17 protein-coding genes and 1 tRNA gene are annotated in these 20,938 nt (G+C 72.8%); 10 read left to right on the top strand and 8 right to left on the bottom strand.

Annotation, left to right across the window (positions count from 1 at the left end; translation table 11 throughout):
- The first annotated feature begins 18 nt into the window (after positions 1-18).
- The 6 genes from ACFYM2_RS20175 (at position 19) to ACFYM2_RS20150 (ending at position 8,738) form a co-directional block, all read left to right on the top strand.
- A complete protein-coding gene (locus ACFYM2_RS20175) occupies positions 19-918 on the top strand; it encodes an FAD binding domain-containing protein (RefSeq protein WP_359003162.1) in 900 nt (299 codons plus the stop codon).
- The gene (locus ACFYM2_RS20170; protein ID WP_388837740.1) at positions 915-2,996 is read left to right on the top strand and encodes a 2Fe-2S iron-sulfur cluster-binding protein; all 2,082 of its coding nucleotides are present in this window, start codon (positions 915-917) and stop codon (positions 2,994-2,996) included. Before ACFYM2_RS20175 ends, ACFYM2_RS20170 begins: the two co-directional genes overlap by 4 nt.
- Positions 2,993-5,308 carry a xanthine dehydrogenase family protein molybdopterin-binding subunit gene (locus ACFYM2_RS20165; protein WP_359003166.1) on the top strand — a complete coding sequence of 772 codons (2,316 nt, stop codon included), beginning with the start codon at positions 2,993-2,995 and terminating at the stop codon, positions 5,306-5,308. Before ACFYM2_RS20170 ends, ACFYM2_RS20165 begins: the two co-directional genes overlap by 4 nt.
- A 123-nt stretch (positions 5,309-5,431) precedes the next feature.
- Entirely contained in the window at positions 5,432-5,845 is a 414-nt protein-coding gene (locus ACFYM2_RS20160) for a hypothetical protein (protein WP_388837737.1), read from the top strand.
- 20 nt (positions 5,846-5,865) lie between these two features.
- Complete coding sequence (locus tag ACFYM2_RS20155; protein ID WP_388837734.1) at positions 5,866-8,178, top strand: DUF6571 family protein; 2,313 nt, start codon at positions 5,866-5,868, stop codon at positions 8,176-8,178.
- A 113-nt stretch (positions 8,179-8,291) separates the two neighbouring features.
- On the top strand, positions 8,292-8,738 hold the full coding sequence (locus ACFYM2_RS20150; protein ID WP_359003172.1) for a hypothetical protein: 447 nt from the start codon (positions 8,292-8,294) through the stop codon (positions 8,736-8,738).
- Positions 8,739-8,744: 6 nt separating this feature from the next.
- On the opposite strand, the gene ACFYM2_RS20145 is transcribed toward ACFYM2_RS20150, so the two are convergent.
- Positions 8,745-8,819 (bottom strand) — tRNA-Cys (locus ACFYM2_RS20145).
- A 194-nt stretch (positions 8,820-9,013) separates the two neighbouring features.
- On the opposite strand from ACFYM2_RS20145, the gene ACFYM2_RS20140 reads away from it, so the two are divergent.
- From ACFYM2_RS20140 to ACFYM2_RS20125, 4 genes are all read left to right on the top strand, one after another.
- The gene (locus ACFYM2_RS20140) at positions 9,014-10,450 is read left to right on the top strand and encodes an MFS transporter (protein ID WP_388837731.1); all 1,437 of its coding nucleotides are present in this window, start codon (positions 9,014-9,016) and stop codon (positions 10,448-10,450) included.
- Between the two features lie 607 nt (positions 10,451-11,057).
- The gene (locus ACFYM2_RS20135; RefSeq protein ID WP_388455611.1) at positions 11,058-12,884 is read left to right on the top strand and encodes a DEAD/DEAH box helicase; all 1,827 of its coding nucleotides are present in this window, start codon (positions 11,058-11,060) and stop codon (positions 12,882-12,884) included.
- Positions 12,885-13,364: 480 nt separating this feature from the next.
- On the top strand, positions 13,365-14,009 hold the full coding sequence (locus ACFYM2_RS20130) for a helix-turn-helix domain-containing protein (protein WP_350230659.1): 645 nt from the start codon (positions 13,365-13,367) through the stop codon (positions 14,007-14,009).
- A gap of 85 nt (positions 14,010-14,094) precedes the next feature.
- Entirely contained in the window at positions 14,095-14,883 is a 789-nt protein-coding gene (locus ACFYM2_RS20125) for a S16 family serine protease (RefSeq protein WP_388455609.1), read from the top strand.
- Here ACFYM2_RS20125 and ACFYM2_RS20120 read toward each other — a convergent pair.
- From ACFYM2_RS20120 to ACFYM2_RS20090, 7 genes are all read right to left on the bottom strand, one after another.
- Positions 14,813-16,189: an MFS transporter gene (locus ACFYM2_RS20120; RefSeq protein WP_359005004.1), complete on the bottom strand. Its 1,377-nt coding sequence runs from the start codon at positions 16,187-16,189 to the stop codon at positions 14,813-14,815. The two genes, ACFYM2_RS20125 and ACFYM2_RS20120, sit on opposite strands and share 71 nt — an antisense overlap.
- Entirely contained in the window at positions 16,186-16,365 is a 180-nt protein-coding gene (locus ACFYM2_RS20115; RefSeq protein WP_359005007.1) for a hypothetical protein, read from the bottom strand. The genes ACFYM2_RS20120 and ACFYM2_RS20115 overlap by 4 nt, the downstream gene beginning before the upstream one ends.
- 40 nt (positions 16,366-16,405) lie before the next feature.
- Entirely contained in the window at positions 16,406-17,014 is a 609-nt protein-coding gene (locus tag ACFYM2_RS20110) for an ArsR/SmtB family transcription factor (RefSeq protein ID WP_388837727.1), read from the bottom strand.
- A gap of 113 nt (positions 17,015-17,127) precedes the next feature.
- Positions 17,128-18,093, bottom strand: coding sequence for a glycine betaine ABC transporter substrate-binding protein (locus tag ACFYM2_RS20105; protein ID WP_388837837.1), 966 nt, complete (start codon positions 18,091-18,093; stop codon positions 17,128-17,130).
- 17 nt (positions 18,094-18,110) lie between these two features.
- Positions 18,111-18,986: an ABC transporter permease gene (locus ACFYM2_RS20100; RefSeq protein ID WP_388455604.1), complete on the bottom strand. Its 876-nt coding sequence runs from the start codon at positions 18,984-18,986 to the stop codon at positions 18,111-18,113.
- Positions 18,983-20,239 carry a betaine/proline/choline family ABC transporter ATP-binding protein gene (locus tag ACFYM2_RS20095; protein WP_388455741.1) on the bottom strand — a complete coding sequence of 419 codons (1,257 nt, stop codon included), beginning with the start codon at positions 20,237-20,239 and terminating at the stop codon, positions 18,983-18,985. Before ACFYM2_RS20095 ends, ACFYM2_RS20100 begins: the two co-directional genes overlap by 4 nt.
- A gap of 37 nt (positions 20,240-20,276) precedes the next feature.
- Positions 20,277-20,924, bottom strand: a complete 648-nt coding sequence (locus tag ACFYM2_RS20090) for an ABC transporter permease (protein WP_350230653.1) — start codon at positions 20,922-20,924, stop codon at positions 20,277-20,279.
- Between the last annotated feature and the right edge of the window lie 14 nt (positions 20,925-20,938).

The raw sequence follows: 20,938 nt of genomic DNA, 5'->3' as shown, positions 1-20,938 counted from the left end.
CGGGAAGGGGCAGCTGGGTTGACCACGCACGCACCGCAGACGGCGCAGTCGGTGACGCTGCCGGTCTCGCTCGACGAGGCCGTGGCGGCTCTCGCGGCCATGCCCGCCGCCGTGCCCGTCGCCGGCGGCACCGACCTGATGGCGGCGGTGAACCGGGGTCTGCTGCGCCCCGCGGGACTCGTCGGACTCGGCCGCATCAACGAGATCCGTGGCTGGCAGTACCAGGACGGCCATGCCCTGCTGGGCGCCGGGCTCACGCACGCGCGGATGGGGCGCCCCGACTTCGCGGCGCTCATTCCGGCGCTCGCCGCCGCCGCGCGCGCCGCCGGGCCCCCGCAGATCCGCAACGCCGGCACTCTCGGCGGCAACATCGCATCCGCCGCCCCCACCGGCGACGCGCTGCCCGTGCTCGCCGCCCTCGAAGCCACTCTCGTCATCGCGGGCCCCGACGGCGCGCGCCGCGAGCTCCCGGTGTCGCATCTGCTGGCGGGCCGCGACATGCTGGCCCCGGCCGAGTTGATCGGATATGTCCGGGTGCCGCTGCTGCACGCGCCCCAAGTTTTCCTCAAGGCGACCGGCCGCACCGGACCCGGCCGCGCGACCGCCTCGGTCGCCGTCGTCCTCGACCCGGCCCGGCGCGGCGTGCGGTGCGCCGTCGGCGCCATCGCGCCGATGCCCCTGCGCCCCCTCGAGGCCGAGCACTGGATCGCCTCGCTCATCGACTGGGACGGTGAGCGCGCCGCCCTCGCCCCCGAGGCGCTGGGCGCGTTCGGCGAGTACGTGGCCGCCGCCTGCGTACCCGACCCGGCGCCCCCCGCGGACGGCTCACCGCCGCCGCCCCTCTCGCCCGCCGTACTGCATCTGCGGCGCACCGTCGCCGCGTTGGCCCGACGAGCACTGGGGAGGGCGCTGTCGTGACCGACCGCGACAACGAACACGAGCCCGAGCGGGCGTACGAGCCCGAGCGCGAGCAGGAGTCCGCGCGGGCGTACGGGTACGGCTACGGCCAGGCCCACGGGTACGGCGGCTGGGAGCCGGTGCCGCACGGCGGCGAGTACGAGCCGGACGCCACGGCGTTCGTCCAGCTGCCCCCGGACATGGACATGATGGGCGCGCCTCTTGAGGCGCCCGGGCACGGCTATGTGCCGCCCATGATCGTGCCGCTCACGCCAGCCGCCGCCACGGACCCGGGTGCCACCGGCGTCTGGCGCATCCCGACGGAGCTGTCCGGCCAGGGCCCCTCCGGCGCGCCCGAGTCCGAGCACGCGCCCGGCGCGCAGACGGTGGTGTGGCCGGAGCCCCCCGCGCCCACCCCGCAGCCCGCGACCCCGACGCAACCCGCCCACGACCCCTCCGCCACGGCCCAGTGGAACTTCGCCGACGAGCCCTCCCTCGCGGGCACCGGCCAGTGGACGATCCCGGTCGCGCGGGGTGAACTCCCAGAGGAATCCGGCGAGTTCACCACCTCGTCGTTGATCGAGCAGTGGGGTTCGACCCCGCCCGCCACGCTTCCCGGCGGTGCGCCCGCGCCCTGGGCCCACCAGTTCCCCGAGCCCGCGCCGCACCCCGCGCCCGGGACCCAGGAGCCCACGCCGGAGCACGCGCCGAGCGCGCCCGGCGACGCGGACGCGCCCGACGTGCGGAACGTCCCGGACGCGCCCGTGACGCCCGCGCCGGTGGCACCGCACGCGCCGGCCGCCCCGACCGGGCACGCGGTCGCGGACGCCCCGGAAGCGTCGGCCGCGCCGGGGACCGCGACGCCGCAGCAGACGCCACAAGTGCCGGACGTACGGGACGATTCGGGCGCCCCGGGGCACGAAGACAGCCCGGCGTCCCACCCGTTCCCGCACGCGTACCCCCAGCCCCCCGAGCAGCCGCACGCCGAGGCGGTGCCCCAGCCGTACCCGCACCCGGACGCGACACCCGCCCCGCACCCGGCGCCCACCCCGGCCCCCGAAGCCGGGTCGGCACCGCAGCCGCACCCGCAGCCGGAGCCGCACCCGCTTCCGGAAACGTCCGCCGCCGAGCCGGTGGCGGAAGTCGTCCCCGAGCCCGAAACGGCCGCTCCGGAGGCAACCGGCGCACCCGCCGCCCCCGGTGAGCCCACCGAGCCCACCGCGTCCGAGTCCACCGCGTCCGAATCCGCCGCCCATGCGACCACCCCCACCGGCGACCCGACCACCCCCCCGGGCCCGGACGCCACCCACACCCCCGAGCCCGCCACCCCGGACCCCGAAGCCCCCGCATCCGCATCGGAGCCCCAGCCCGAACCGGAGCCCGCGCCCGCCGCCCCCGAGCCCGCGTCAAGCGAAACCGTCGCCGCGCCCGCCGCGCCCGAAGACGCGCCGACCGCCGAGCTGACCGCGCCCACCGCCGAGCCGGCCGCGCCGCCCGCCGACGTGACGCCCGCCCCCGACCTCGAACACCCCCGCGCCTCCTACGTGTTGCGTGTCAACGGCGCCGACCGGCCCGTCACCGAGGCCTGGGTCGGCGAGTCGCTGCTGTACGTGCTGCGCGAACGGCTCGGGCTCGCAGGCGCCAAGGACGGCTGCTCGCAGGGCGAGTGCGGGGCGTGCAACGTCCAGGTGGACGGGCGGCTCGTCGCCTCCTGCCTGGTGCCCGCGGCGACCGCCGCCGGGAGCGAGGTCCGCACCGTCGAGGGGCTTGCCACCGACGGCGAACCCTCCGACGTACAGCGTGCGTTGGCCGAATGCGGCGCCGTGCAGTGCGGCTTCTGCATCCCCGGCATGGCGATGACCGTGCACGACCTGCTCGAAGGCAACCACGCGCCCACCGAGCTCGAAACGCGCCAGGCCCTCTGCGGCAACCTGTGCCGCTGCTCCGGCTACCGGGGCGTGCTCGACGCCGTGAAGGACGTGGTGGCGGCGCGCGAGGCGGCCGGAGCGCCGGCCGACGAGCCCCGCATCCCGCACCAGGCACCCCCGGGGGCCGGCAGCGTGCAGCCCCCGCACACGCACGACGGAGGCATGGCGTGAGCAACGACGCAGCCACCGCGACGGCCGAAGGCGCCGCTTCGGCGGCGGGGCCGGAGCAGCAGCCGCCCACGCACGGGATCGGCGCGTCGCTCGCGCCCGTCGACGCGCGGGCCAAGACCGAGGGGACCTTCCCCTACGCGGCCGATCTGTGGGCCGAGGGCCTGCTGTGGGCGGCCGTGCTGCGCGCGCCGCACGCGTACGCCCGTATCGTCTCCATCGACACCGCGGCCGCCGCCGCCATGCCGGGCGTACGGGCCGTGGTGACCCACGCCGACGTGCCGGGTGAGCCCGCCTTCGGACGCCGCGTCGCCGACCGTCCGGTCTTCGCCTCCGAGTTCGTACGCCACCACGGCGAGCCCATCGCCGCCGTGGCCGCCGACCATCCGGACACCGCGCGCCTGGCGGCCGCCGCGATCGCCGTCGAGTACGAGGTGCTGGAACCGGTCACCGACCCGGAGAAGGCGTTCTCGGCCGAACCGCTGCACCCCGACGGCAACTTGATCCGGCACATCCCGCTCCAGTTCGGCGACCCCGAGGTGACCGGCGAGGTCGTCGTCGAGGGGCTGTACCGGATCGGCCGCCAGGACCCCGCGCCCATCGGCGCCGAGGCGGGACTCGCGGTGCCGAGGCCCGACGGCGGCGTGGAGCTCTACACCGCCTCCACCGACCCGCACAGCGACCGCGACCTGGCCGCCGCCTGCTTCGGCCTCGAACCGGAGCGGGTGAAGGTCGTGGTGACCGGAGTGCCCGGTGCCACCGGCGACCGCGAGGACCTGAGCTTCCAACTCCCGCTCGGGCTCCTGGCGTTGAGGACCGGCTGCCCGGTCAAGCTGACCGCGACCCGCGAGGAGTCCTTCCTCGGCCACGCCCACCGTCACCCCACCCTGCTGCGCTACCGCCACCACGCGGACGCCGAGGGCCGCCTGGTCAAGGTGGAGGCGCAGATCCTCCTCGACGCGGGCGCCTACGCGGAGGCCTCCGCCGAATCCCTCGCCGCCGCCGTCGCGTTCGCCTGCGGCCCCTACGTCGTGCCGCACGCCTTCGTGGAGGGCTGGGCGGTGCGCACCAACAACCCGCCGTCCGGGCATGTGCGGGGCGAGGGCGCGATGCAGGTGTGCGCGGCCTACGAGGGCCAAATGGACAAGCTGGCAACGAAGTTGGGGCTTGACCCGGCCGAGCTGCGGATGCGCAACGTGCTCGCCACCGGCGACTTGCTGCCCACCGGCCAGACGGTCACCTGCCCGGCCCCGGTGGCCGAACTCCTGGGTGCGGTACGGGACTTCCCGCTCCCCGTGCTGCCCAAGGACGCGCCCGAGGACGACTGGCTGCTGCCGGGCGGCCCCGAGGGCGCGGGCGAGCCGGACGCGGTGCGGCGCGGGGTCGGCTACGCGCTCGGCATGGTCCACATGCTCGGCGCCGAGGGCACCGACGAGGTCTCCACGGCCACGGTCAAGGTCCACGACGGCGTCGCCACGGTCATCTGCGCCGCCGTCGAGACCGGTCAGGGCTTCACCACGCTCGCCCGCCAGATCGTCCAGGAGACCCTGGGCGTCGAGGAGGTGCACGTCGCGCCGGTCGACACCGACCAGCCCCCGGCGGGCCCCGCCACCCACGGCCGCCACACCTGGGTGTCCGGCGGCGCGGTGGAGCGCGCGGCCAAGATGGTCCGCACCCAGCTCCTCCAGCCCCTGGCGCACAAGTTCGGCATGTCAACGGAACTGCTCCAGATCGCGGACGGCAAGATCACGTCGTACGACGGCGTCCTGTCGACCACCGTCAGCGAGGCCATGGACGGCAAGGAGCTCTGGGCCACCGCCCAGTGCCGCCCGCACCCCACCGAACCGCTCGACGACACCGGCCAGGGCGACGCGTTCGTGGGCCTCGCGTTCTGCGCGATCCGGGCGGTCGTGGACGTCGACATCGAACTCGGCTCGGTCCGCGTCGTCGAACTCGCCGTCGCCCAGGACGTGGGCCGCGTCCTCAACCCCCGCCAGCTCGCCACCCGCATCGAGGCCGGCGTGACCCAGGGCGTGGGCGCCGCCCTGACGGAGAACCTGCGCACCTCGCGCGGCCGGATCCGCCACCCCGACCTCACGGGCTACGCCCTGCCGACCGCGCTCGACGCGCCCGACATCCGCATCGTGAAGCTGGTCGAGGAGCGCGACGTGGTGGCGCCCTTCGGCGCGAAGGCGGCCGGCGCCGTGCCGGTCGTCACCTCCCCGGCCGCGATCGCCTCGGCGGTCCGCGCGGCGACGGGCCGCCCGGTCAACCGCCTCCCGATCCGCCCCCAGGCGGCGGTGGTGCAGGCCTGAGGCCTCAAGTGGCGTCCCCAGTAACCCCGTTGGGCTGAATCTGCCCGGATCCGCCTGGTGAGGTCCGCGCAAGCTCCGTAAGGTACGCGACCGGCAAAGGTCCGGTCCGTACAGGGAGTTGGCATGGCCTTCGAGGACGAATGGCGTCAGTCGCATGCGAACGTCGCCGTGCGGCTGAACCAGGTTCCTAGGAACCCGGGAGGCCCCGGCGGCGGGGACCTCGTCGCGCACGCCGACGACCTCGGAGTGGTGGGCGGCGACGCGTACAAGCTGTACGAGGCCCTGCGGACCGACGGCGACCGCGCCCGGCAGACCACCTTCGAGGCCGCGCGAGCGCTCAGCGCCGACAACTTCACCAGCGGCGACGCCCTGATGCGCGTCCACGACCGGTGGGGGACCCAGCTCTCCACGCTGAAGGACGCCTGCGCCCAGATCTCCAACCATCTCGACTATTCGGTCGCGCGCCACGCCAAGGACGACGCGGCGGTCCTGGGCTCCCTGGCCCAGGTCTCCGTCATCACCGGATACCTCAAGTAGGCCCGGGGGAGGGCACGTTCATGCTGACGTACGCGGATGTCCTGAACGCTCCGGTGGACAAGCTGAAGAGCGCGGCGGACGACTGGTCGGACATGGCGACCCGGCTCAAGAAGCTCGCCGGTGAGGCGCACGACGGCATGCGGGCGCACGCCGAGCGGGCCGCGTGGGCGGGCGTGAACGCGGGCGTCACGCGGGAGTTCATCACGCGGACGGCCCATGAGTTCGACGACGCGGCCAAGGAGGCGGCAGGCGTCCACCGGGTCCTGCTCGACGGGTACGGCGCGTTCAAGAAGGCCAGGGACGAGCTGCGGGCGATCGTGGACGACGCCGGGCGCGACGGCATCACGATCGACGCGGCCGGGACCGTCACCGCCCGCCACCCCCTCCAGGACGACCTCGCGGCCCGCCATGACCGTGACCATCCGCAGGCGGTCCAGAAGCAGAACGACGCCGTCCAGTCCTGGCAGCGGCGCGTCGACGCGGTCCTTGAGACGTGCGCCGACGCGGACGAGGCGCTGCGGCGCGCGCTGGACGGCAATGCCACCGACGTCCACGACTTCGCCGCGCCGGCGTTCGCGAGCCTCGCCGACGAGGAGGCCGCGCGCGCCGCCGGCCTCGCGAAGAAGGTCACCGGGCCGGGCGGCACCGCCCGCAACGTGGCCGAACTCGGGCAACTCCAGGCGCTGTTGGACGACCATCGAGGCGACCCGGCCTTCTCCGCCGCCTTCTACCGGCGGATGGGCGCGGACGGCACGCTGGAGTTCTACACCCGGGTGTCCCTGGACGCGACGGGCCTCGGCCCGGCCGGCGCGGACCGGGCGGCGGCCGTCCGGCACATCCAGGACGACATGGGCCCCATGCTCGGCCTCGCCACCAGCCCCCGCACCCCCGGCCACCTCGACGCGGGCTGGACGCTCGACCTGATGCGGGCCGGCCGCAAGAGGGTCGACGTCAGTGGTTTCGCGGGTGCCACCACGCAGGTGTACGGCTACCAGGCGCTCGGCGCGCTGCTGCGGCACGGCACGTACGACAGGGAGTTCCTGCTGCCCGTCGCCCGCGACCTGGTGGGCTTCGAGCACCAGCACCCGAAGATCTTCCAGCAGGCCGTGCCGTACAACAACGCGATGGCCTTCAACCTGGACAAGGAGGGCGGACGCGGCTTCGACCCCCTGACCGGCCTCATGACGGCCCTGAGCAACAACCCGCGCGGGGCAGCGGAGTTCTTCAACGAGCCGGTGCGCGAGGACACCGACGGCAACGGCATCGTCACCACCGACGACAGCCCGGTGACCGTCGTGGGGGACGACGGCAGGCGCGCGCCGCTGGGCATGGTCGACCACATGCTGGACAAGGAGGCGAACGACGGCTGGTACGACACGGCGCCGGGCGGCGGCTCGACCCCGTTCCAGTCGGCCCTGGGCAACGCCCTGGAGGCGGCCGTCACGGGCCGCACCCCGGGCGACACCGACGCACGCCCGGTGGAGCACACGGCGGCCATGGCGCGGGTGATGGAGCAGGTGGTCGAGAAGATCGGCTCCGATCCGGGCCTCCTGAAGGAGGACGAGGACGGCAACCCCGGCAGACTGTCGGGCCTGGTGGGGCACTTCGGGGACATGGCGGCGGAGTACATGCCGGATGTGCAGATCGCCACGGAGAACGGCGCTCACCAGGGAAAGCCGTTCGGGGTGCTCGCGGCGTTCGACCGGGTGCACGTGGCGCGTTTCCTCGGCGCCGTGGCCCAGGACCCGGGGGCGTACGGTGCCATCACCAACGCCCAACAGGCCTATACGACGCTGCTGGTCCGGGACGTCTTCGTCCACCCCGACCAGCACGGCCACGACGTGGGCGAGGCGGTACGCAACGCCGTGCACCCGGGCGGGCAGATCGCCGGAATGATGGCCGAAGCGCGGGTGGAAGCCGTCCATGAGAAGCAGGCGGCCGACGACGAGGAGTTCAACAAGGCCGTCGAGGCGAAGTCCAAGTGGGTCAACCGGATCATCGACTCGGTGGGCGGCAAGTACATCGAGCTGCTGCCCGTCGGAGGCGATGCGGTCGACTGGCTCAAGGAGGACATCACGGAGTCCTTGACGGAGGGAGCCCAGCAGGACACCTCCGAGGAGGCGGGGCAGGCGGCGGCGGACGGATACGCGAAGGCGGAGACGAACGCCAAGAGGGCCGCCGCCGACGCGGTGGGCAGCGCGGGACGCAGCGCGGGGCTCGCGGAGCGGGACATCCGGGAGTACCGGGGGACGGCGTCGACGAGTGTCGCGGACGCGTTCGCGGATGGGCGGGGCCTGAAGGCGACCGGGTCGCCGGAGGGCGTTGGAAAGTGATACGCGCCGGACGCGGGCCGGCCGCTGCCGCAGCAGTCGGCCTGCTGCTCGTCTCGGGTGCCTGCTCGCGGGAGCCGTCCGTACCGAGCCTTCCCGAGAGCCTGTGCTGGGGGGTGTCCAGCGGACGTTCCGTCGAGCCTCTGCTCCCGAACGGCGCGTCGGCCCAGCAGAGGAACGAGCGGCCCTTCGATGTGTTCGAGCAGCAGAGCAACACCTTCTGCTCGCTGTTCGTCGACGACCACGCGGTCTTCATCGTCTATGCCGTCCGCAGGAACAGCGGCAGGGGCTCGGACTGGAACGGTTACGCCCGCAAGAACGGTACGCCGGTGCGGGCCGGTGACGAGGGGTTCGTCTGGGACAGGGGCGCGGGCGCGGTCTTCCTCTGCGAGCGCCCGGATCTGCCAAGGGGCCCCGCGCTGCCGCCGTCGCAGAAGTACGTCGAGCTCGAACTCTCCGCCGACCGGGCCCCGAGGACGCCCCGCAGCCGCGAGATCCTGACCTCGCTGCTCCAGCGGTACGCCGAGTTCGCCCGGCGGATGCTCAAATGCCGTAACACGTAAGGAAGTTGGAGGCCGTGGCGGGAATTGAACCCGCGTAACTCGCTTTGCAGGCGAGTCCCTGAGCCACTCGGGTACACGGCCGTGTGGTGGGGCGTTGTGATGACCGTAGGGGCGGGGGAGCGGGGTGGGGAAGGGGTGGGCGCGGGCCGCAATGTGACTGCCATGCGGCGTTCACGGGGGTTCACACTCGGCGTGGGTGCCTGCGTCCATCGGACGAGGGCGGGATACGACTTTCGACAGGGGCCAGTGGGCCGTACGCCTCTTACTCTGAGCGAATGAGCGCCCTTGAACCGATCGATGCCGACGTCGCCGATGTCCCTGCCGGCGACCTCCTGGAAGGCGGGATCCTCGGGCGGGAGCGCCGCGCGCTGAGCTTCGGGATCATCACCGTCGTGCTGCTGATCGCGTTCGAGGCGACCGCCGTCGGCACCGCGATGCCCGTCGCCGCGCGCCGGCTCGACGGGGTGTCGCTGTACGCCTTCGCCTTCTCCGCGTACTTCACGACCAGCCTGTTCGGGATGGTGGTCGCGGGCCAGTGGGCCGACCGGCGCGGGCCGCTCGGGGCGCTGGGCGTGGGGATCAGCGGGTTCGCGGCGGGGCTCGTGCTCTCGGGGACGGCGATGAACATGTGGACGTTCATCGCGGGCCGCGCCGTGCAGGGGCTCGGCGGCGGCCTGGTGATCGTCGCGGTGTACGTCGTGATGGGCCGGGCCTACCCCGCGCGTCTCCAGCCGACCATCATGGCGGCGTTCGCGGCGGGCTGGGTCGTGCCCTCCGTGGTGGGGCCGCTCGTCGCGGGGACGGTCACCGAACAGCTCGGCTGGCGCTGGGTGTTCCTCGGGATCCCGGTGCTCGTGGTGTTCCCGCTGGCGCTCGCGCTGCCGGCGACGCGGCGCATCGCGTCCGGGCCCGCCGACCCGGCCGCGCCCGTCGAACCCTTCGACCGGCGCCGGATCAAGCTCGCGCTCGGCATCTCGACGGGGGCGGGGCTCTTGCAGTACGCCGGGCAGGACCTCAGGTGGCTGTCCGTGCTCCCCTTCCTCGCGGGCGCGGCCCTGCTCGGACCCGCCGTCGTCGGGCCGCGCGCGCTGCTCCCGCACGGCACCTGGCGGTCGGCGCGGGGACTGCCCTCGGTGGTGCTGCTGCGGGGGGTGGCGGCGGGGTCGTTCATCGTGGCGGAATCGTTCGTGCCGCTGATGCTCGTCACCGAGCGCGGTCTCACCCCCACGATGGCCGGGCTCTCGCTGGCCGTGGGCGGGGCGACGTGGGCGCTGGGCTCCTACGTCCAGGCGCGGCCCCGGGTCGAGGCGCACCGGGAACGGTTCATGGTGGCCGGGATGGTCCTGGTGGCCCTCGCGATCCTGGCGGCGCCCAGTGTGCTTCTGCCGGCGGTGCCGGTGTGGGTGGTGGCCGTCGCCTGGGGTGTGGGGTGCTTCGGGATGGGCGTGGTCATCACCTCCACGAGCGTGCTGCTGCTCAAGCTGTCGGCTCCGCGGGAGGCCGGGGCGAATTCCGCGGCGCTCCAGATCTCGGACGGGCTGTGCAATGTGCTGCTGCTGGCGGGGGGTGGGGCGGGGTTCGCGGCGCTGGGGGGTGGGTCGGTGGCGGGGGGCTCGGGTTCGCACCCGGGGGCGTTCTTGGTGGTGTTCCTGCCGATGGGGGTGGTGGCGTTGGGCGGGGTGTTCGTCGCGGGGCGGGTTCGCGTGCGCTGAGCGGCGGGGGCCGGCTCCACCCGGGATTCACCCCACCCCGCCCCTTCCCCGAACCCGCCGGGGGATCGGCCCGGCCGCGCCGTGCGTGGCTGGGCGCGCAGTTCCCCGCGCCCCTGGCGGGGCGGATGCCGGCCCGCATGGGCATCCTCAGCCCGTTCGCCCCTGGTAGGGGGCGATGCTGGCCCGTCTGGCATACCTCAGCCCGTCCGGCGTTTGAGGACGAGCGCCTTCAGCGCGAACGGGTCCGGGGCGGAGCCCCGGGATTCTGGAGCTCGGCCCGCTCACAAGCCCCCGGAGGGTTTCGGGAAGGGGCGGGGTGGGGCCATCACCGGAGTCTGGGGCGGAGCCCCAGGGACCTTGGCTGCGGACCGTGCGTGGCTGGGCGCGCAGTTCCCCGCGCCCCTGGACGGGGCCGGTGCCGGCCCGCACGCGCGTCCTCAGCCCGTTCGCCCCTGGGGACGGGGTCCGGGGCGGAGCCCTGCGGTCCGGGTGTGAGCCCGATCTCATGGGTGGGCTGCCGCGAGGCGATGCGGCGGGGGACCGGGGCCCGCGCCGGTAGGGTGGCCCGGTTGTCGTACGTAAGCCCCGCCGGGCCCCCGCGGCCCGGATGCCCGTGACCCCGTACACCGAGAGACCCGAACCGGAGACCGTGACTACTACCGCCTCCCACCACCTCTCGCCCGCCTTCCCCGGCCGCGCCCCCTGGGGCACCGCCAACAAGCTGCGTGCCTGGCAGCAGGGCGCCCTGGAGAGGTACGTCCAGGAGCAGCCCCGCGACTTCCTCGCCGTCGCGACGCCCGGCGCCGGCAAGACGACGTTCGCGCTGACGCTCGCGTCGTGGCTGCTCCACCACCACGTGGTGCAGCAGATCACCGTCGTCGCGCCGACCGAACACCTCAAGAAGCAGTGGGCGGACGCGGCGGCCCGCGTCGGCATCAAGCTCGACCCGGACTACAGCGCGGGCCCGCTGAACCGCGAGTACCACGGTGTCGCCGTCACCTACGCCGGCGTCGGCGTGCGCCCGATGCTGCACCGCAACCGGTGCGAGCAGCGCAAGACGCTCGTCATCCTCGACGAGATCCACCACGCCGGTGACAGCAAGTCGTGGGGCGAGGCGTGCCTGGAGGCGTTCGACCCCGCCACCCGGCGCCTCGCGCTCACCGGCACCCCCTTCCGCTCGGACACCAACCCGATCCCGTTCGTCACGTACGAGGAGGGGAACGACGGGATCCGGCGCTCCTCCGCCGACTACACGTACGGATACGGCAACGCGCTCGCCGACGGCGTCGTGCGGCCGGTCATATTCATGAGCTACAGCGGCAACATGCGCTGGCGCACCAAGGCGGGCGACGAGATCGCCGCCCGGCTCGGCGAGCCCATGACCAAGGACGCCATCTCGCAGGCCTGGCGCACCGCGCTCGACCCGCGCGGCGACTGGATGCCCAATGTGCTGCGCGCCGCCGATCAGCGCCTGACCGAGGTCAGGAAGGCCATCCCGGACGCGGGCGCGCTCGTCATCGCCTCCGACCAGGACTCCGCCCGCGCCTACGCCAAGCTGATCCGCGAGATCACCGGCTCCAAGGCGACGGTCGTCCTCTCCGACGACACCGGCGCCTCCAAGCGGATCGACGAGTTCAGCGCGAACGACGACCGGTGGATGGTCGCCGTGCGCATGGTGTCGGAGGGCGTCGACGTGCCGCGGCTCGCGGTCGGCGTGTACGCCACCACCATTTCGACCCCCCTCTTCTTCGCCCAGGCCGTCGGCCGTTTCGTCCGCTCGCGCCGGCGCGGTGAGACCGCTTCCGTTTTCCTCCCCACCATTCCGATGCTGCTGAGCTTCGCCAATGAGATGGAGGTCGAGCGCGACCACGTGCTCGACAAACCGAAGAAGGACGGCGAGGAAGACCCCTACGCCGAGTCCGAACAGGAAATGGACGACGCGAACAAGCAGGAGGACGAGGACACCGGGGAGCAGGACGCGCTGCCCTTCGAGGCCCTTGAATCCGACGCCGTGTTCGACCGCGTCATGTACAACGGCGCCGAATTCGGCATGCAGGCCCACCCGGGGAGCGAGGAGGAGCAGGACTACCTCGGCATTCCTGGGCTCCTCGAACCCGACCAGGTGCAGATGCTGCTCCAGAAGCGGCAGGCCCGGCAGATCGCGCACAGCCGCCAGAAGCCGGCCGACCAGGCCGACCTGCTCGAAATGCCCGCCGAGCGGCGGCCCGTGGTCTCGCACAAGGAACTGCTGGAACTGCGCAAGTCGCTCAACACGATGGTCGGCGCGTACGTCCACCAGAGCGGCAAGCCGCACGGCGTCATCCACACCGAGCTGCGCCGGGTGTGCGGCGGCCCGCCGAGCGCCGAGGCGTCGGCGGGCCAGCTCCGTGAGCGGATCAAGAAGGTGCAGGAGTGGGCCACCCGCATGAAGTAGGCGCCCGGGAACGCGAGCGGGGCCCGGCGTGCGCTGCCGGGCCCCGCTCGATCCCATGCGGTCGGGATGGGCACGAGGAGCGGCCCCCACGGACGCCCCCCGGACGTCGCCCACGGTAATGTCCCGGCAAATCCCTGGCGCCCGGCCAAGGTCCCTCGTGATACGGACTTTGGTCCCGAAGGTGATCGAACAGGGATCAAATTCATCGCTTCCGGCGTTTATTTGTCCATCCAACGGTTCCCTTACGCCCCTTTACCGGCGCGCGGAATTCTGCTCGCGCCCGGATTCTGGACGAGGTCTTCCGCTGAGCGGTGTCCGCTCGCTACTGTCCCCGCCATGCAAATCGCCCCGTGGCAGCGTCGCCGCGGAGCGCAGCCGGTGCCTTGGCCTCGCCGGCGGGCTCTGCGCGCGCCGCCGACGGGACCGGTGTCGCGAATCACGTGAGAGCGCCGCCGCGACTCGCCACCTAAGGAGTGGGTCGTGACCGCGGAGACCTCCCAGACGCTCGACCGGGGACTGCGTGTCCTCAAGCTGCTCGCCGACACCGACCACGGCCTGACGGTCACCGAGTTGTCCAACAAACTCGGGGTCAACCGCACGGTCGTCTACCGTCTGCTCGCCACCCTCGAACAGCACACCCTGGTCCGCCGCGACCTCGGCGGGCGGGCCAGGGTCGGGCTCGGGGTGCTGCGCCTGGGCCGCCAGGTGCACCCGCTGGTGCGCGAGGCGGCGCTGCCCGCGCTGCGCTCGCTGGCCGAGGACATAGGCGCCACCGCCCACCTCACCCTGGTCGACGGTTCGGACGCGCTCGCGGTGGCCGTGGTCGAACCGACCTGGACGGACTACCACGTCGCCTACCGCGCCGGGTTCCGCCACCCCCTGGACAAGGGGGCCGCTGGCCGGGCGATCCTCGCGGCGCGGCAGAACGGCGGGCTCGCCGAGCCCGGCTTCACCCTCACGCACGGCGAGCTGGAGGCCGGCGCGAGCGGCGCCGCCGCGCCGCTGGTCGGGGTCACCGGGATAGAGGGCAGCGTGGGCGTGGTGATGCTCGCCGACGCCGTGCCCGAGCGGGTCGGGCCCCGAGTGGTGGACGCGGCGAGGGAAGTCGCCGACGCCCTGCGGTGAGCGGCGGCGCCCAGGGCCCGCCCCCGGCCGCGTGCGGCAAGGGGCGTGCGGCCGTCGGTGGGAAGCGTACGGATAGATTGGGCCCGTGCTCTTTCGTCACCCCCGCCTCCGTAACCTCGCCATCGGCGCCGCTCCGGTCGTCGCGCTGCTCGCCGTCGCCTGTTTCGCGCCGCTGCCGTTCGCGGTGGCGCAGCCGGGGCCGACCGCGAACGTGCTGGGGGACGACGCGGGCAAGCCGGTGATCACCATCACCGGCGCCCCCACCCGTCCCACCACCGGGCAGCTGCGGATGACCACGATCCTGGCGACGGGGCCCGACGCGGACGTCGGTGTCACGGACGTCGTCGACGGCTGGTTCCGTACCGACCGGGCCGTGATGCCCCGCGACTCGGTCTACCCCGGCGGCGGCAGCGAGAAGGACATCTCCGAGCACAACCAGGCCGAGATGAAGCAGTCGCAGGACGCCGCGTCCGTCGCCGCGCTCGGCTACCTGGGCCTGAGCCCCGACAAGGTAACGATCGACCTGCACCTCGCCGACGTGGGCGGCCCGAGCGCGGGTCTGCTCTTCACGCTCGGCATCATCGACAAGCTGAACGGCGACGGCGCGGGCGGCGACCTCACCGGCGGGCGCACCATCGCCGGCACCGGGACGATCGCCGGCAACGGCGAGGTCGGCGCGGTCGGCGGGGTCGCGCTCAAGACCCAGGCCGCCGCGCGCGACGGCGCGACCGTCTTCCTGGTGCCGAAGGGGGAGTGCTCGGACGCCACCTCCGAACTGCCCAAGGGCCTGCGCCTGATCCCCGTCACGACACTGAAGGGCGCGGTGTCCGCGCTTCAGGCGCTGCACAAGGGTGACGCGGTCCCGTCCTGCTGAGGGCTGCACCGACCTCTTCCCCGCCGGTCCCAGCCGCTTCCGCGCCGGCTTCTCCCGCCCCGCCGGGCCCCGCTGCCAGGCCTCGCCATGCCGGGAAGACCAGCGGGCTCAGCGTGGCCAGCAGATACACCCCGCCGACCACCAGCAGCGCGCCGCGCGGGCCCGCGCTCTCCACGAGGAGACCCGCCGCGATCCCGCCGAGCGGCATCGCCAGTTCGCAGCCCGCCGTGAGCACCCCGGAGACCCGGCTGCGCAGCGCGTCCGGCACCCTCTCGTAGATCACCGTGGTCAGGATCGGGTTGAGCGTGCCGCCGGCGAGTCCCGCCACCACCATCGTGACGGCCAGTGGCAGCGTGGTGTGGGTCAGCGCGGCCACCGCGTACCGGGGCGCCCCGCACAGCAGCACGCAGACCGAGAAGACGGTACGGCGCGAGAAGCGGTGGCCGACCAGACCGTACAGGAGCGCGCCCGCGAGGCCGCCGGCCCCGAACAGGGCGGTCAGCAGGCCGAGTTGGGACGCGCCGCCCAGGTACCGCTCGGCGTGGACCGGGAGCAGTACGGCGTTCCAGCCCTGGTCGGTCCCGTTCATCAGCATGACCATGGCGACCACCGCGAGCAGCAGCCGCGTACGCGCCAAGTGGGCGTATCCCTCGCGCAGTTCGGCCTTGTACGTCCGCACGGTGACCGGCGGCGCGCCGCGCAGGGGCCGCGCCTCGGGGAGCCCGCGCAGGCCGGCCGCGACGAGCAGGGCCGACACGGCGAAGGTCGCGCCGTCGATGAGCAGGACGTTGCCCGCGCCCGTCAGCGCGATGAGCACGCCGGCCAGGGCAGCGCCGGTCATGCGTGCGCCACGTGCGACGGCGTCGTACGCGCTGGCCGCGCGCGCCAGGGACAGCCCCGAGCGCCGGGCCAGATCCGGCAGCAGGACGGCGCGCGCGGTGGTGCCCGGGGTGTGCGCGAGGCCGCCGAGCGCCATCAGGGCGCACAGCAGCCAGAACGCGAGGAGTCCGGCCTGGTGCAGGAGCGGGATCGTCGCGACCGCGAGCCCGCACACCACGTCGGAGCCCACCGACACCCGGCGGCGCCCGACGCGGTCGATGACGGGGCCTCCGGCCAGGGCCGACACGACGATCGGCAGTGTCGCGCAGAAGGCCACGACTCCGGCGCGGCCCGCGCTGCCCGTGGTCTGGAGCACGAACCAGGGCACGCCGATGAGGGTGAGTGAACTCCCGGCCGCCGAAACGGCGTTGGCGGTCAGGACCGCCGTGAGCGGTCGTCTGTCGCGGTGTCCCCCCGGCCCGCTCATGCGAAGTGGGTTCGACGGTGGGGCGTTCGGTGGGCGGCCAGGCGCAGCCCGACCTCGACCAGCAGCCAGCCGACGCGGGCGCGCAGACGGTGCTCGCCGGGGACGGTGGCGGCCGCCCGGGTGGTCAGTTCGGCGGCGCGCAGATGGTGCAGCAGGAGGTGGGTGTCGCTGTGCATGGCGTGAGTCCCTTCGGCGGGGCGGCGCGTGCCGCGCGGGTCAGGCGGGCGGGATGGCGCGCGGGAAGGAGTGCAGGTGGACCCGGATCTGGGCGGCCTCGGAGCCGTCGGATGTGTCGGGGCCCGCCGTGCGGTACGTCTCGACGACGGCGTGCAACTTCTCGTTCAGTTCGTGCAGTTGGGCCGCGGACAGTCTCAGTGTGAAGTCGCTCAGATCGCCGCTGGTGGCCCAGGGGCCCGGCCAGTCGCGCGCGGTGGCGAGCCAGGTCGACACCTCTTGGGTGTGGATGCCGGCGATCTCGTGCATGAACAGATCAGCGGCGCCCCGCACTTCGGGGTCGGCACTGGTGTGCAGGTCGTCGGCGAACGTCGTGCCGGTGTGCACTGCCTTCCACCAGCGTTCGCGGCCCTTGCCGCGCCCCGGATCGTCCTCGACGAAGCCATGGGTGGCGAGCTGGCGCAAGTGATAGCTGGTCGCGCCGCTCGACTCGCCCAGGCGCTCGGCGAGTTGGGAGGCGGTGGCCGGCCCGTCATGGCGCAGGGACTTCAGGATCCGGATGCGCAGGGGGTGGGCCAGGCCGCGCAGGGAGCGCGCGTCCAGGATGCGCTCGCCGGCCGCGTTCTCGGCGGGCTGGTTCTTCTCGGGCATGGCCCAAAGATAGCTATGCAAAGGAAAGGTTGCAACGCTTTCTTTGCATCGCCTTCTTTGCACGTTTCGCCGGAGCGCCACCACCCCAGGGGGGTGTCAAGAGGGGGCCGCACTCACCCCTTCTTGATGAACCCCTCCCGCACCAGCCACTCCAGCGCCACGTCATGCGGATCCTGCCCGTCGACGTCGACCTTGGCGTTGAGGCTCCGCGCGACCTGGGTCGTCAGCTTCGCGCTCAGCGGGTCCAACAGGGCCGCGATCGCCGGGTACTTGGCGTACGTCCGGCTGTGCACCACGGGCGCCGCGTTGTAGTTGGGGAAGAAGTGCTTGTCGTCCTCGACGGTCGCCAGGTTCATGGCCTGGATGCGGCCGTCGGTGGTGAACACCTCGCCCAGCAGGCAGGAGTTGGACTTGGACACCTGGGTGTAGATGATCCCGGCGTCCATCTTCTGGATGCGGGACGCGGGGATCGACATCCCGTACGCCTTCTCCATGCCCACGAGGCCGTCCTCGCGCGAGGCGAACTCGTTCTCCACGCAGATCGTCACCGCCGAGGGGTCCTTCTTGGCCAGCGCGGCCACGTCCGAGAGCGTCTTCAGATGGTATTTGGCGTTGTTGGCCTGGCTGATGCCGAGCGAGTACGTGTTGTTGAGGGCCGACTGCGGCAGCCAGGTCACCCCGTTCTTCAGGTCGGCGTCCCGCACCGCCCGCCACTGCGCCGCCGGGTCGGTGATCGGCTTGCTGTGGCCGAGGAAGGTGATCCAGCCGGTGCCCGTGTAGTCGTACATCGCGTCCGCGTCCCCCTTGACGATCGCCTCGCGGGCGCTGATCGAGCCGGGCAGGTTGGTGCGGTCGAGGACCTCGGCGCCGGCCGCCTTGAAGACCAGGCCGACCATCTGGCCCAGGACGATGTTCTCGCTGAAGTTCTTCGACGTGACCGTCAAGGACGCCCCCTTGAGGGGCAGGCCCCTGCCGAGCGAGCCGGGCACCACGTCGTCGACCATCGGCGAGCCGGACTTGAGCCCGCAGCCCGACACCGCGGCGAGCAGCCAGAGCGCGGCCCCGGCGGCGGCCAGGATCGTACGGGGGCGGTGCGTCACGACTCCTCCAGACCGCGCGGGGTCAGCGCCACTTCCGCCAGCGAGGCCAGCCAGTCCACGAAGAGTGCCAGCGCCACGGTGAGGATCGAGCCGATGACCAGGACCGGCATGCGCTGGGTCTGGATGCCGGAGGTGATCAGGTCGCCGAGCCCTCCGCCGCCGCCGAAGGTGGCCAGCGTCGCGGTGCCGACGTTCAGGACGAGCGCGGTGCGCACCCCCGCGAGGATCAGCGGTACCGCGAGCGGCAGTTCGACCCTGCCGAGGGTGCCGAAGGCCGACATGCCGATGCCGCGGGCCGCCTCGACGAGCTGGGGGTCGATCGCGCGGAGCCCGGCCACGGTGTTGGAAAGCACCGGCAGGACGGCGTAGATCACCATGCCGATGATGGCGGTGCCGGGGCCGATGCCGAGCCAGATCACCAGGAGCGCGAGCAGTCCGATCGCGGGGGTGGCCTGGCCGATGTTGGCGATGGCGGTGACCGGTGGCGCGGCCCTGCTCACACCGCGCCGGGTCAGCGCGATGCCCAGCGGGATCGCGATGATCAGCACCCAGAAGGTGGAGATGGCGGTCAGCTTCACGTGCTGCCACAGGCGCAGGGGCACATTGCCGTTGCCCAGGGAGTTCTTCGCGATCGTGTCCAGCTGGGCATGCGTGATCCAGACGTAGGTGATCACCAGGACGACCGCGAGGACGAGCGGCAGCAGGAGGAGCTTGTGCCAGGTCACGCGCCGGGCCGGCCGGGCGGTGGGGGCCGGGCCCGAGGGCTCATCGGGCTCGGTGAGCGGGTCGGGCGGCTCGTCGCGGAAGGCGTGGCCCTTGACGTCGTGCTCGCCCGGCGGGCGCTCGGCGGGGGCGGGGTTCCTCGGCGTCATGACGTCCCCGCACCGCCCTCCAGCTCCTGTTCGGTCTGGTGATGGCGGAGGTCTTCGAGGTCGTGCTGGTGCTCCATGGCGGCGAGCCGGTCGGCCTCAAGGAGTTCGTGCACGGAGTTCATCAGGGTCTCCATGTCGACGACGCCGATGTACTCGCCGCGCCGCCCTGTCACCGCGACCCGGCCGCCGGAGTCGGTGAGCACCGCCTCAAGAGCGTCGTGCAGCGTCGCGTCGCGGGTCACGGTGTCGTGCACCAGCTGTCCGGCCCGGGCGAGTGAGCCCTTGGCGCGCATCAGGTCGCCGCGCCGCAGCCATTTGTAGGGGCGGTTGTTGCGGTCCAGCATGAGCAGTTCGTTGTGCGGGCCGCTGCGGAGCTTGTTGAAGATCGACTGGAGCGGGTCGTCCACGGTGACGGTGGGGAACTGCGCCATCTCCACGTGCCGTACGCGGGTGAGGTTGAGCCGCTTGAGGGCGGCGCCCGCGCCCACGAAGCCGGAGACGAAGTCGTCGGCGGGGTTGGTGAGGATGGCCTCGGGGGTGTCGAACTGGGCGATGTGGGAGTGCTCGCGCAGCACCGCGATCCGGTCGCCCAGCTTGATCGCCTCGTCGAAGTCGTGGGTGACGAAGACGATCGTCTTGTGCAGTTCGTGCTGGAGGCGGATCAGCTCGTCCTGGAGGTGGTCGCGGGTGATCGGGTCCACCGCGCCGAAGGGTTCGTCCATCAGGAGTACCGGCGGGTCGGCCGCCAACGCCCTTGCCACGCCCACCCGTTGCTGCTGTCCGCCGGAGAGCTGGCGCGGATAGCGGCCGTGGAACTCGCGCGGGTCGAGCCCGACCAGGTCGAGCATTTCCTCCACCCGGTCCTTCACCTTCGCCTTGGACCAGCCGACCATCTTCGGCACCAGCGCGATGTTGTCGGCGACCGTCATGTGCGGGAAGAGCCCGGACGACTGGATCGCGTACCCGACCTTGCGGCGCAGCTTGACCGGGTCGATGTCGGTGACGTCCTCGTCGTTGATCCGGATGCGGCCCGACGTCGGTTCGATCAGACGGTTGATCATCTTCAGCGTGGTCGACTTCCCGCACCCCGAGGGCCCCACGAAGATGACCGTCTCGCCCGCCTTGATCTCCATCGTGACGCTGTCCACCGACGGGGTGGGGTTGCCCGGGTAGCGCTTGGTCAGGTTCTCCAGGTGGATGGAGGCACCCGAGGTGGCGGCGCCACCGGGCCCCGGCTCGGCAGGCCCGGACACGACGGACGCGGACACGACGGACGCGGACTCGGATCGCTCAGACACGGATCCCCCTCGGGATGGTGAGACGGCCGATCAGGACGTACGCCGCGTCGAAGAGCAGGGCGAGCACCACGATGCCGAGGGTGCCCGCGAGCACCTGGTTGATGGCGTTGGCGCTGCCCAGCGAGGCGATGCCGCGGAAGATCTCGTTGCCGAGGCCCGGGCCCGAGGCGTACGCCGCGATCGCCGCGATGCCCATCAGCATCTGGGTGGAGACGCGGATGCCGGTCAGGATCGGGGGCCAGGCCAGCGGGAGTTCGACGCGCAGCAGGCGGGCGGCGCGCGACATGCCGATGCCCTTGGCGGCGTCCACCAGCGAGGGGTCCACGCCGCGCAGGCCCACGATGGAGTTGCGCACGATCGGCAGCAGTCCGTACAGGGTCAGGGTGACCACCGTGGGCGCCACGCCGAGTCCCACCAGCGGGATCAGCAGGCCGATCATGGCGAGCGAGGGGATCGTCAGGATGGTCGAGGTGGAGGTGACGGCCAGGCCCGCCGCCCAGCCGCTGTGGTACGTCACCACGCCGATCACCACACCCAGCACGGTGGCGATCACCATGCACTGGAACACCGCGCTCGCGTGCTGGAGGGCGTCGGTGAGCAGCTGCTGGTGCCGGCTGGAGAGGTAGTCCCAGAACCCCACGCGCTCACCCCTGT

Source organism: Streptomyces sp. NPDC006711, assembly GCF_042869775.1.
In the GTDB taxonomy this organism is placed as follows: Bacteria; Actinomycetota; Actinomycetes; order Streptomycetales; family Streptomycetaceae; genus Streptomyces.
Note: the sequence above shows the minus strand (reverse complement) of the source record. Positions and strands in the feature narration are given on the sequence as shown.